The following is a 12,405-nucleotide window of genomic DNA, read 5'->3' on the forward strand; positions in this document are numbered from 1 at the left end:
AATGTGGGCGCTTATTTGATTCGTCGCTTACTGCTGATTATTCCCACGCTGTGGGCGATCATCACGCTGAACTTTTTTATTGTGCAGATTGCGCCCGGCGGCCCGGTTGAGCAGGCGCTGGCCAATGCGCAGCTCGGCCAGACGTCCGGCCTGCCCGGCGGCGGCGGCGCGGAAAACAGCCGGGCGATACTCAACAGCTCGCCTGGCGACAGTCAGTATCGCGGCTCGCGCGGTCTCGATCCGGAAATCGTTGCGGAGATCACCAAACGCTACGGTTTTGATAAACCGCTGCACGAACGTTACTTCACGCTGCTGAAAGATTATATTCGTTTCGATTTTGGCGACAGCCTGTTTCGCAGCGCCTCGGTGATCCAGATGATCAAAGATAGCCTGCCGGTTTCAATATCCCTTGGCCTGTGGAGTACGTTAATTATTTATCTGGTGTCGATTCCGCTGGGGATTAAAAAGGCGGTGCGCAACGGCAGCGCCTTTGATATCTGGAGCAGTACGCTGATTATCGTGGGCTACGCCATCCCCGCCTTTCTGTTTGGCATCATGCTGATTGTGCTGTTTGCTGGCGGCAGTTATCTGGACTGGTTTCCGCTACGCGGCCTGACCTCATCGCAGTTTGCCACGCTACCGTGGTACGGCAAGATTGCCGATTACTTTTGGCATATTACGCTGCCGGTGCTGGCGACGGTAATCGGCGGTTTCGCCACCTTAACCATGCTGACTAAAAATTCCTTTCTTGATGAGATTCGCAAACAGTATGTGGTAACCGCGCGCGCCAAAGGCCTGGATGAGCGCAAGATCCTTTATCGTCACGTGTTTCGCAACGCCATGCTGCTGGTGATTGCCGGTTTCCCCGCCACCTTTATCAGTATGTTTTTTACCGGCTCGCTGCTGATTGAAGTGATGTTCTCCCTAAACGGCCTTGGCCTGCTGGGCTATGAGGCCACCATTCAACGTGACTACCCGGTGATGTTCGGTACGCTGTATATCTTTACGCTGATTGGCCTGCTGCTGAATATCGTCAGCGACATTACCTATACGCTGGTCGATCCACGCATCGATTTTGAGGGACGCTAATGAGCCGTTTGAGTCCGGTAAATCAGGCACGCTGGCAACGTTTCCGGCACAACCGCCGCGGCTACTGGTCGTTGTGGCTGTTCGCGCTGATCTTTGTACTTTGTCTGGGCGCAGAGCTGCTGGCTAACGATAAACCGCTGCTGGCGCATTATCAAAATCGCTGGTACGTGCCGCTGCTGGTGAACTACAGCGAAAGCGATTTTGGCGGGCCTTTCGCCACCGCCGCGGATTATCAGGATCCCTGGCTGAAACAGCGGCTGGCGCAGGATGGCTGGGCGCTCTGGGCGCCGATCCGCTTTGATGATAACACCATTAATTTCGCTACCACCGTCCCCTTCCCCTCTCCGCCTTCTGCGCAGAACTGGCTTGGCACCGATGCCAACGGCGGCGACGTGCTGGCGCGCATCCTCTATGGCACGCGTATTTCTCTGCTGTTTGGCCTGATGCTGACGCTGATCTCCAGCGTGATCGGCATCACGGTTGGCGCGGTACAGGGCTATTTTGGCGGCAAGGTGGATCTGTTTGGTCAGCGGATTATCGAAGTCTGGTCCGGAATGCCCACGCTGTTTTTGATTATTCTGCTTTCCAGCGTTATCCAGCCCGGCTTCTGGTGGCTGTTGGCGATCACCGTGGCGTTTGGCTGGATGAGTCTGGTTGGCGTGGTGCGCGCTGAATTTCTGCGCACGCGCAACTTTGACTATATTCGCGCGGCGACTGCGCTGGGCGTTAGCGATGGCCGGATTATGCTGCGGCATATCCTGCCCAACGCGATGGTCGCAACGTTAACCTGGCTGCCGTTTATTTTGTGCGGCTCGATCACCACTCTGACCTCGCTTGATTTCCTCGGCTTTGGTCTGCCGCTCGGCTCACCTTCGCTTGGCGAGCTGCTGCTGCAGGGAAAAAACAATTTGCAGGCGCCGTGGCTCGGTCTGGCGGGCTTCTTCACGCTGGCTATTTTACTGTCGCTGCTGATTTTTATCGGCGAAGCGGTCCGTGACGCCTTCGATCCGGCTAAGGTCTCCTGATATGGCTTCTCCTCTGCTTAGTATCAATCATCTCAGCATCGCGTTTCGCCACGGCGCGACCGAACAGCGGGTAGTGGACGATCTCTGTTTAACGGTTGAGGCGGGTGAAACGCGGGCGCTGGTCGGCGAATCCGGCTCAGGCAAAAGCGTCACCGCGCTGTCGGTCATGCGCCTGCTGCCTTCGCCGCCGGTGGTCTGGCCGCAGGGCGAAATCCTGTTTGAAGGTCAGGATCTGCTGCGCGCCGATGAACGCACGCTGCAACGGCTGCGCGGCAACCGGATAGCGATGATTTTTCAGGAGCCGATGGTGTCGCTTAATCCGCTGCATACGCTGGAAAAACAGTTGTATGAGGTGCTGTCGCTGCATCGGGGCATGCGGCGCGAAGCGGCGCGCGGTGAAATGCTGAGCTGCCTTGATCGGGTCGGCATCCGTAACGCGCGGGCGCGCCTGGCTGACTACCCGCATCAGCTTTCCGGCGGCGAACGCCAGCGCGTTATGATCGCCATGGCGCTGCTGACCCAGCCCGATCTGCTGATTGCCGATGAGCCTACCACGGCGCTGGATGTGACAGTGCAGGCGCAGATTCTGACGCTGCTGAAAGAGCTGAAGCGCGAGCTGAATATGGGGCTGCTGTTTATTACTCACAATCTGAATATTGTGCGCCAGCTGGCGGACAGCGTCAGCGTGATGCAAAACGGCAAAGGCGTGGAGCATAACCGCTGCGATCGCCTGTTTGCCGCGCCGCAGCATCCCTATACGCGCCAGCTGATTGACGCCGAGCCGAGTGGCCGTCCCGCGCCGGTTGACGTCAGCCAGCCCGTGCTGTTGCAGGTCAATCAGCTTCAGGTTGCTTTTGCGGTAAAACGCGGCCTGCTGCGCCGTACTACGCATCAATATCAGGCGCTGAAAAATCTGAGCTTTAGCCTGCGGCCTGGCGAAAGCCTGGGGCTGGTGGGCGAATCCGGCTCCGGTAAAAGCACCACCGGACTGGCGTTGCTACGGCTGATCGCCTCGCAGGGCGAGATCGTCTTCGCCGGTCAGCCGCTACAAAATCTAAGCCGCCGACAAATGTTGCCCTGGCGGCCACGGCTGCAGGTGGTTTTTCAGGATCCTAACTCTTCGCTCAATCCACGCCTGAACGTGGTGCAGATTATTGAAGAAGGCTTGCAGGTTCATCGACCGGCGCTGACGGCGCAGCAGCGGGAGCAACAGGTGATTGAGGCGATGCGCGAGGTCGGGCTGGATCCCGCGACCCGACATCGTTATCCGGCGGAGTTTTCCGGCGGTCAGCGCCAGCGCATCGCTATCGCCCGCGCGTTGATCCTGCAGCCGGAACTGGTGATTCTGGATGAGCCGACCTCTTCGCTGGATCGTTCCGTACAGAAGCAGATTCTGGCGCTGTTGAAGAAACTCCAGCAGCAGCATCGCCTGGCCTATATTTTTATCAGCCACGATTTGCAGGTTGTGCGTTCGCTATGCCATCAGGTGGTGGTATTACAGCAGGGAGAGGTGGTTGAGCAAGGTGATTGCGCCACGGTGTTTGCCGCACCGCAGCAGGAATATACGCGCCAGCTGCTGACGGCGGCGATCAAAGCGGCTGCGCGGTAAAGGTTTCAGCGATCGCGACGCCCTGGTTTTTCAGACGCACCGCGGCGGCGCTTTCGTCGCTGCGCTGTACAAACAGGCAGGGCTCGCCCTGCCATTCCACAATGGCGCATTCCACCTGAATATCTGCCAGCATCAGACGCATCTTCTGCATCACATCCCAGGCGGGCGCGCCATCATGGCTCAGCAGCCGCAGACCGATCAGATCGTCATCGGCCGCCAGCGTATTCAGTTCTATCGCTCCGCCGGCCATACCAGCCGCCCAGCGATAGCTTTGTGGTAAACGGTGTACAATCGATAATTGTAAAGTGTTCAAATGCAATCCCCAGGGCACCTGATGCTCGCGGTTCGCTGCGTCTTCGGCAAATAACTGCGCCGGTTCGCATAGCGTGACGAGCGTTTTCTTGTTACGGCATTTTGAGAGTTAGCTCTCATTTTGCTGCTATATGTACCGCGTTCAGGAAACAGGCACAACCTCTTTTGCTGCATTCCTGTAACTTTTACACACGTATACTTTTACATATAATCAACAAATCGCCTTTTTTCCAGGCCCTGAAAGGATTTAGCGCGTCTGCCCTGCTTTATGCGCCCGGCTGGCGTAGCCATAAAGCAGCAGCGAACAGGTGGCGCACAGCGCGATTGACCACACCATCGGCCAGGCGCTGGTAAAATTAGCCATCGATAATACCGCCCCCACCAGCGCGCCCACGCCAAAGCGCAGCGTGCCCGCCAGCGACGAGGCGGTGCCCGCGATATGGGGAAACTCATCCAGAATCACTGCCATCGCGTTAGACGCCACCATCGCCACGCAGCCGATAAACATCGCCACGCCAAACACCAGCGGCAGAAAACCAAGGTCAAACGCGCTCACCACCAGCAGCCAGATGCCCATGGCAAACTGGATCAGCAGGCCAAAACGGAACATCGCCAGCGGACCAAAGCGGCGTACCGAGCGGCTGTTAATCAGCGTCATGATAAACAGAAACACCACATTTAACGCAAAGTAGTAACCGAAGTTCTGCGGCGAGACGTGGTTGATTTCAATATAGACAAACGGCCCGGCGTTCAGGAAGGAGAACAGCCCGGCAAAAGAGAAGCCGCTGGCCATCATATAGCTGAAGGCGCGCTTATGACGGAACAGCGACAAAAAGTTGCGCAGCGTAGTACGTAAATGAAACCGCTGGCGCTGCTCTTTCGGCAGCGTTTCACGAATTTGCGTCGCGACCATCAGCGTCACCGCCAGCGCCGCCAGCGACAGGCTCCAGAAGATGGCGTGCCAGCTCCACAAGATCAGCAGCCAGCCGCCGATGATCGGCGCCAGCAGCGGCGCAATGGTGGTAACCAGCATCACAAACGACATCATGCGCGAAAACTCCTCTTTCGAGAAAGAATCACGCATCAGCGCGTTAATCACCACGCTGGCCGCCGCCGCCGACAGGCCATGGAGAAAACGCATATTAATCAGCTGCTCAACGCTTTGCGACAGGGCGCAGGCCGCCGCCGCCAGCGCGAAAATCAGGGTGCCGATGGTGATCACCGGCTTGCGGCCAAAACTGTCCGCCAGCGGGCCATACACCAGCTGCCCCAGCGCAAAGCCCAGGATATAGAGGTTAAGCGTCATTTGAACGCTGCCGGCACTGACGCCAAACTCTTTGGCGATCTGCGGCATCGCCGGTAAATACATATCAATCGATAACGGCATTAACATTGCCAGCAGGCCGAGAATAACCACCAGCCCGATCGATGAGTTCTTTTCCTTACGCAACTTCAATTCCTTCTTTCAGCTTCTGCCCCAGGGCGTGATGATTAACGCGGCGCGCCGATGCTGGCGACCTCTTCTTCCGTTAGCGGACGGTATTCGCCCGGCTCAAGATCGTCATCCAGCGTAATCTCGCCGATGCGCTCGCGATGCAGCGCCACCACATGGTTGCCGATCGCGGCGAACATGCGTTTTACCTGATGATAGCGCCCTTCGCTGATGGTCAGACGCGCTTCCGTATCGCTAATGACCTCCAGCGTAGCCGGTTTGGTCAGGTCTTTTTCGCCGTGCAGCTGTACGCCTTCAGCAAACAGCTGCGCGGTATCTTCCCGCAGTGGATGCTCCAGCGTCACCCGATAGGTTTTTTCACAATGGTGGCGCGGCGAGGTAATGCGGTGCGACCACTGGCCGTCGTCGGTGAGCAGAACCAGCCCGGTGGTATCAATATCGAGACGCCCTGCCGCATGCAGTTTCCAGGCGGTTGGCTCCTCAATAAAATAGAGAATAGTAGGATGATCGGGATCGTCGGTGGAACAGACATAGCCCTGCGGCTTGTTCAGCATAAAATAGCGTGGCCCGACCTGAAGCTGGAGCAGATTGCCTTCATATTCTACCTGGTGTTCCGGCTGCACTTTAAATGCCCCGTCGCGTACAATTTCGCCGTCTACCGTTACGCGTTTAGCCCGCAGTTCCCGCGCGGCGATGGCCCGGCTCACTTCCAGTTGTTGAGAAAGAAATTTATCAAGTCGCATTGCTGTGTTGGTGCCTGTTGTCTGACCTGGAGAGATACGCCTCTGGCGCATGAAGAGCGCTAAGTATACCGGGAGTTGCCAGCAGCGGACAGAGTGAAATGCCGTTTCACCCGCTTTCATGGCATAATGTGGACCGGTTTCCAAAATCTATTCTGCTCATGTCGTTTACTCTGCGTCCTTATCAACAGGAAGCGGTTGAAGCTACGCTTAACCACTTCCGTCGTTCCCAACAGCCTGCGGTTATCGTGCTGCCCACCGGCGCCGGTAAAAGTCTGGTGATCGCTGAACTGGCGCGGCTGGCGCGCGGACGCGTGCTGGTGCTGGCGCATGTAAAAGAGCTGGTGGCGCAAAACCACAGCAAATATCTGGCGCTGGGGCTGGAGGCGGATATTTTCGCCGCCGGGCTGGCGCGTAAAGAGAGTAAAAGCAAGGTGGTGTTTGGCAGCGTGCAGTCGGTGGCGCGTAACCTGCCGCTGTTCGATAGCGCTTTTTCGCTGCTGATTGTCGATGAATGCCATCGCATCGGCGACGATGAAAATAGCCAGTATCAGCAGATCCTGACGCATCTGCGCCAGCATAATGCTCAGCTGCGCCTGCTGGGGCTGACCGCGACGCCCTACCGTCTCGGCAAGGGCTGGATCTATCGCTTTCACTATCATGGCATGGTGCGTGGCGATGAACGCGCCCTGTTTCATGACTGCATTTATGAGCTGCCGCTGCGCTATATGATCAAGCACGGCTTTCTGGTACCGCCGGAGCGGCTGGATATGCCGGTGGTGCAATACGATTTCAGCCGCCTGAGCGCGCAGGCGAACGGCCTGTTTTCTGAAGCCGATCTTAACCGTGAGCTGAAACAGCAGACGCGCATTACGCCGCATATTATTAGCCAAATCGTTGAGTTCGCCGCCGATCGCCGAGGCGTGATGATTTTTGCCGCCACGGTGGAACATGCCAAAGAGGTGCTGTCGCTGCTGCCAGAAGGCAAAGCGCTGGTCAGCGCCGATACGCCGGGGCCGGAGCGCGACGCCTTAATTACCGCCTTTAAACAACAGCAGATTAAATATCTGGTCAACGTTGCGGTATTAACCACCGGCTTCGATGCGCCGCACGTCGATCTGATTGCGATTTTGCGCCCGACCGAATCGGTGAGCCTTTATCAGCAGATTGTCGGACGCGGGCTGCGCCTGTGCGAGGGCAAAAGCGACTGTTTGATTCTGGATTATGCTGGCAATCCGCACGACCTGTTTACGCCGGAAGTGGGCGCACCCAAAGGCCAGAGCGATAATCAGCCGGTGCAGGTTTTCTGTCCGGCCTGCGGCTTCGCCAATACTTTTTGGGGCAAAACCACCGCCGACGGCATGGTGATTGAGCATTTTGGCCGCCGCTGTCAGGGCGTGCTGGAAGATGATGAAGGCGATCGTGAACAGTGCGACTACCGCTTTCGCTTTAAAAGCTGCCCGCACTGCAACGCGGAAAACGACATTGCCGCGCGCCGTTGCCATGAGTGCGATGCGGTGCTGGTGGATCCCGACGATATGCTGAAGGCGGCGCTGAAGCTTAAGGATGCGCTGGTGCTACGCTGCGGCGGCATGACGCTTGAGGCGGGACGCGACGATAAAGGCGAATGGCTGAAAGCCACCTATTACGATGAGGATGGCACCAGCGTCAGTGAACGCTTCCGCCTGCAAACGCCCGCGCAGCGTACCGCTTTTGAGCAGCTGTTTATGCGTCCCCATCAGCGCGCCCCCGGCGTGCCGCTCGGCTGGCAAACCGCCCACGATGTGGTGGCGCTACAGCCGCTGCTGCGCCATCCCGATTTTGTTGTGGCACGCGCACGTGGGCAATTTTGGCAGGTGCGCGAAAAGGTGTTTGATTATCAGGGACGCTATCGTCGCGCCAACGAGCTGCGCTAACGGCGGCGCGGGAGCCACTTACGTTTGCCCCGGCCGCCAAACATCGCTATAATGCCGCGCGCTTTTGTCTGACAAAAGCTGAACAATCCCACCTGCTGCTGGGTCGCCTGTAGCAGGAATCATCTATTGAAGAGAGTAATTATGTTTACTATCAATGCAACTGAACGTAAAGAGCAGGGTAAGGGTGCGAGCCGCCGCCTGCGTACAGCTAACAAATTCCCGGCTATCGTTTACGGTGGCAAGGAAGCAGCTGTTTCCATCGAACTGGATCACGACTCTGTCATGAACATGCAGGCTAAGCCTGGCTTTTACGACGACGTTCTGGTTCTGAACATCGATGGTAAAGAAACCAAGGTTAAAGTTCAGGCTGTACAGCGTCACCCGTTCAAGCCGAAACTGCACCACATCGACTTCGTTCGCGCTTAATCGCCAACGGATCGAAAAGAACGCCGCATCTGCGGCGTTTTTTTATGCCTGCGCATCAGGCAAAACACGCGTTTACTTCCCGCTGGTGCGGCGCTGTAGCTGATCGCGCAGGTTCGGCGGCGTGCCTTTGATCGTCAGGGTATCGGTCGCCGGATCCCAGAAGATACGCTCGCCCAACAGCATCGCATCAAAGTTGATGGTCAGCCCGCCGCCGCTGCCGGCAAATTTCGTCAGCTGACGCAGCGTACTGCGATCCGCCGGGAAACGCTCTTCCAGCTCGTAGCCCTGCTCTTGCGTGAAGGTCTGGAAATTCTTTTCGCCCAGCGGCGGCAATTCGCGCGCCAGCTCTTCAATCGCAATCTCCTCGCCCGCCTGCAGCTGCTCGTTACAATAGCTGTAGACCTGCTGGCGATAGTTTTGCCGTTCGGCTTTATCCAGGCTCGATTCAGCGCAGTAGTCGTCCACCGCCTGTAACAATCCCCGGTTTTGCGCTTTGGTATCCAGCCCAACGCTGGCGCCCAGAAAATCCATAAAGAAATCGGCGACCTTACGCCCCACGCGTCCGCGTAAAAAGGTCAGGTAGCGCGTGGATTCCGGATTGGTTTCCCATTCGGTTAAATCGATGCGCGCCACGATATCGGCGTGGTTGATATCCAGATAGTGAACGCTGCTGATATCCAGCTGCTCATTAACGCGCATGCTGCTTTGGCTGTTCAGCACCGCGATCAGTAAATATTCCACCGCCAGATAACGGTAGTGACAAAACAGTACGATGCCGCCGTCGGCAAAAGGATATTTCGCCAGTTCATCGCGCAGGCGACCGGTTGCGGCGCGGCTGAAGGCCAGAAAATCCTGCTGACCGTCACGGCATTCGCGCAGCGTTTGCGCCAGCTCGCTCTCGGCATTAAACAGGCCAAGCGCCTTGCTTTTCGCGCTGTAGACCCGGTGCAGCTCCTCCACCAGTTCCGACACGGCCTGGGTGGTGGGCAACAGGCTATCACGCAGCACCAGCTCCAGCGTTTGTTCATCACGTTTGATCAACTGATGCAGGGCAATCTGGTTGATATCCAGACTCATGTTAGACTCTCCTTTAAGCTTCAGGCGCGTATTCAAACACCCCGCGCCCGCTTGATCAACCGGCGACTTCATCAACCGGAAGCCTTGCCGAAGTTTAACGCGCCGCAAACGATAAAAGTGCAGAAAAAAAGGCGTGCTTACGGTAAGATACCGCCTTTTCAATACGTATTAGTTAAGGTTATGCCACAATCATCCCGTTATAGCGACGAACGCGTGGAGCAGATCCTCGCGCAGCTGGTGCAGGTGCTGGAATCAAACCAGGCACCAACCGATCTTTCCCTGATGGTACTGGGAAACATGGTCACCAATTTAATCAATACCAGCGTGGCGCCTGCACAGCGTCGTGCGCTGGCCCGTTCCTTCGCTGATGCGCTGCAAGCCTCAGTGCGCGAAGATAAAGCCCACTAAGTGATGATCTGACCGCAAATATGGTTACCAATCGGCAGCGCTACCGTGAAAAAGTCTCCCAGATGATTAGCTGGGGGCACTGGTTCGCGTTGTTTAATATCATTTTTGCTACCCTGCTGGGCAGCCGTTATCTGCTGGTCGCTGACTGGCCCGGTTCACTGGCGGGACGCATTTACGCGTTTACCAGCTGGATCGGCCATTTCAGTTTCATTGTGTTTGCGGCTTACCTGCTGCTGATTTTTCCCCTCACATTTGTGGTGATGTCGCAGCGTCTGCTGCGCTTCTTATCCGCCATTGTCGCGACCGCCGGGCTTACGCTGCTGTTGGTTGACAGTACCGTGTTCAACCGTTTCCATCTCCACCTGAATCCGGTGGTCTGGGAACTGGTGGTGAATCCCGATCAAAGCGAAATGGCGCGCGACTGGCAGCTGATGTTTATCAGCGTGCCCGCTATTTTTCTGGTGCAGATGCTGTTTGCCACCTGGAGCTGGCAGAAACTGCGCAGCCTCAACCGCCGCAGCTTCGGCAAGCCGCTGGCCGCGCTGTTTATTAGCGCTTTTTTCGCCAGCCATCTGCTCTATATCTGGGCGGACGCCAATTTCTATCGCCCGATCACCATGCAGCGCTCGAATCTGCCGCTCTCCTATCCGATGACCGCCCGCCGGTTTCTGGAAAAGCACGGCTTGCTGGATGCGCAGGAGTATCAACGCCGTCTGGTGCAACAGGGCAACCCGGAAGCGGTTTCCGTGGCCTACCCGCTGAGCGATATTCGCTTTAGCGACAGCGGCTCTGGTCAAAACCTGCTGGTGATTACCGTTGACGGCCTTAATCAGGATTCCTTGCCTGAAGCGCTGCCTGGTTTAGCGCGCTTCGGCGAGGAGAACGTGCGCTTTAGCCAGCACTATACCGCTGGCAGCTCGCCGGATAGCGGTCTGTTTGGTCTGTTTTACGGCATTTCGCCCAGCTATATGGATGGCGTGCTGGCTTCACGTATCCCTTCCGCCTTTATTAGCGCGCTAAGTCAGCAAGGCTATCAGTTTGGCCTGTTTGCCTCGGACGGCTTTAGCTCGCCGCTTTATCGCCAGGCGTTGTTGGCTGATTTCTCTTTGCCGCTGGCCAGCAACCAAAGCAATAGCCAGACCACCGGACAGTGGCAGCGCTGGCTTGGCTCACTGCCAACCGGCCATGCGCCGTGGTTCTCGTGGGTTTCCTATCGTGGGCTGAGCGATCTGCCCGCGCGCGGTAAAGAGCGAACCCAGCGCTATCATCGTCACGCCAAAGAGATTGATGACGAAATAGGCCAGGTGCTCGCTACGCTGCGGGAAAAAGGCCTGCTGGATAATACCGTCGTGGTGATCACCGCTCAGCAGGCGGTTACGCTCCATGACCAGCAGAGCGACAACACCTATAGGTCTCTGCAGGTGCCGCTGCTGATCCACTGGCCGAATACGCCAGCGCAAACCATCAGCAAGCTGAGCGATCATCAGGATGTGATGGCTACGCTGATGCAGCGTCTGTTGCATGTCAGCACGCCGCCCGCCGAGTATTCCCAGGGGGAAGACCTGTTTGCCGCCCGACGTCGACATGACTGGGTGACCAGCGCGGACAGCGATCGGCTGATTATTACCACACCGCGCATTACGCTGGTGCTGAATGCCAACGGCAGCTATCAGGCCTATAACCGTGAAGGTCAGCTGCTGAAGGATCATAAGCCGCAGCTGGCGTTGCTGCTGCAGGTGTTGACCGACGAAAAACGTTTTATTGCTAACTGATTATTAATAAAGCAGTTAGCAAGCGGGCGTCTTGCATTTAGCGAGATTCCAGGTAGTATAACGTCACATATCGGCACGTAGCGCAGCCTGGTAGCGCACTGTCATGGGGTGTCAGGGGTCGGAGGTTCAAATCCTCTCGTGCCGACCAAAATTCCCTAAGAAAACCAGCCGATTACGGCTGGTTTTTTTGTTTTCAGAAAACGGCATGGGTAAAACCAAGGTAAAACCAGGGTAAAACCCTGACGTTGATTAGCGGCTAGCCGGAATAGTGCTGGCAGATGTTCGCCGTGACAATTGAATTAGATTTGAACGCCTACCCCTTTTACTTCATGATGCAGTGCTTCGTTGCTATCGGGTTGCCGAGAATATTGGTGTACGTGCAATAATGGTTCATGCACTTACTGAAGAAGCCAAAAATTTCTCCATTCACTATGGTTTCAAACCATCGCAAACTCAGCAGCGGACATTGTTCTTTAAACTCCCTCAATAGAACGCAAAGACGATTACTTCAAATCGCTATAAGCGATAATTTGATGGTACGAAAACATAGGCTCAGCACTCGACACTGACTATGCGTC

11 protein-coding genes, 1 tRNA gene and 1 pseudogene are annotated in these 12,405 nt (G+C 56.5%); 9 read left to right on the top strand and 4 right to left on the bottom strand.

What is annotated here, in order from left to right:
• The first annotated feature begins 3 nt into the window (after nt 1–3).
• The 3 genes from J2X14_RS07250 to yejF are packed head-to-tail and all read left to right on the top strand — an operon-like array spanning nt 4 to nt 3,723.
• Nucleotides 4–1,089 carry a microcin C ABC transporter permease YejB gene (locus J2X14_RS07250; protein ID WP_352410542.1) on the top strand — a complete coding sequence of 362 codons (1,086 nt, stop codon included), beginning with the start codon at nt 4–6 and terminating at the stop codon, nt 1,087–1,089.
• Complete coding sequence (locus J2X14_RS07255) at nt 1,089–2,114, top strand: ABC transporter permease (RefSeq protein ID WP_352410543.1); 1,026 nt, start codon at nt 1,089–1,091, stop codon at nt 2,112–2,114. Before J2X14_RS07250 ends, J2X14_RS07255 begins: the two co-directional genes overlap by 1 nt.
• 1 nt (nt 2,115) lies before the next feature.
• Entirely contained in the window at nt 2,116–3,723 is a 1,608-nt protein-coding gene (yejF, locus tag J2X14_RS07260; RefSeq protein WP_352410544.1) for a microcin C ABC transporter ATP-binding protein YejF, read from the top strand.
• On the opposite strand, the gene J2X14_RS07265 is transcribed toward yejF, so the two are convergent.
• The 3 genes from J2X14_RS07265 to rsuA form a co-directional block, all read right to left on the bottom strand.
• On the bottom strand, nt 3,704–4,036 hold the full coding sequence (locus J2X14_RS07265) for a YejG family protein (RefSeq protein ID WP_352410545.1): 333 nt from the start codon (nt 4,034–4,036) through the stop codon (nt 3,704–3,706). The genes yejF and J2X14_RS07265 overlap by 20 nt on opposite strands.
• 246 nt (nt 4,037–4,282) lie before the next feature.
• Nucleotides 4,283–5,485, bottom strand: coding sequence for a Bcr/CflA family multidrug efflux MFS transporter (locus J2X14_RS07270; protein ID WP_352410546.1), 1,203 nt, complete (start codon nt 5,483–5,485; stop codon nt 4,283–4,285).
• Between the two features lie 41 nt (nt 5,486–5,526).
• Complete coding sequence (gene rsuA / locus J2X14_RS07275; protein WP_352410547.1) at nt 5,527–6,231, bottom strand: 16S rRNA pseudouridine(516) synthase RsuA; 705 nt, start codon at nt 6,229–6,231, stop codon at nt 5,527–5,529.
• A gap of 158 nt (nt 6,232–6,389) precedes the next feature.
• Between rsuA and radD the strand changes: the two genes are divergently transcribed.
• A complete protein-coding gene (gene radD, locus J2X14_RS07280) occupies nt 6,390–8,144 on the top strand; it encodes a DNA repair helicase RadD (RefSeq protein ID WP_352410548.1) in 1,755 nt (584 codons plus the stop codon).
• Nucleotides 8,145–8,285: 141 nt separating this feature from the next.
• Complete coding sequence (gene rplY, locus J2X14_RS07285) at nt 8,286–8,570, top strand: 50S ribosomal protein L25 (RefSeq protein ID WP_352410549.1); 285 nt, start codon at nt 8,286–8,288, stop codon at nt 8,568–8,570.
• A 72-nt stretch (nt 8,571–8,642) separates the two neighbouring features.
• Here the strand turns inward: rplY and yejK are convergent, their stop codons facing one another.
• Nucleotides 8,643–9,647, bottom strand: coding sequence for a nucleoid-associated protein YejK (gene yejK, locus J2X14_RS07290; RefSeq protein ID WP_352410550.1), 1,005 nt, complete (start codon nt 9,645–9,647; stop codon nt 8,643–8,645).
• 180 nt (nt 9,648–9,827) lie between these two features.
• On the opposite strand from yejK, the gene J2X14_RS07295 reads away from it, so the two are divergent.
• From J2X14_RS07295 to J2X14_RS07310, 4 genes and pseudogenes are all read left to right on the top strand, one after another.
• Nucleotides 9,828–10,055 carry a YejL family protein gene (locus J2X14_RS07295; RefSeq protein WP_085071075.1) on the top strand — a complete coding sequence of 76 codons (228 nt, stop codon included), beginning with the start codon at nt 9,828–9,830 and terminating at the stop codon, nt 10,053–10,055.
• A gap of 20 nt (nt 10,056–10,075) precedes the next feature.
• A complete protein-coding gene (yejM, locus tag J2X14_RS07300; RefSeq protein ID WP_352410551.1) occupies nt 10,076–11,827 on the top strand; it encodes an LPS biosynthesis-modulating metalloenzyme YejM in 1,752 nt (583 codons plus the stop codon).
• Nucleotides 11,828–11,898: 71 nt separating this feature from the next.
• Nucleotides 11,899–11,975 (top strand) — tRNA-Pro (locus tag J2X14_RS07305).
• Between the two features lie 174 nt (nt 11,976–12,149).
• A pseudogene (locus J2X14_RS07310) lies at nt 12,150–12,317 on the top strand (GNAT family N-acetyltransferase); the annotation flags it as partial.
• Between the last annotated feature and the right edge of the window lie 88 nt (nt 12,318–12,405).

Origin of the sequence: Mixta sp. BE291 (assembly GCF_031457955.1) — a bacterium.
In the GTDB taxonomy this organism is placed as follows: Bacteria; Pseudomonadota; Gammaproteobacteria; order Enterobacterales; family Enterobacteriaceae; genus Mixta.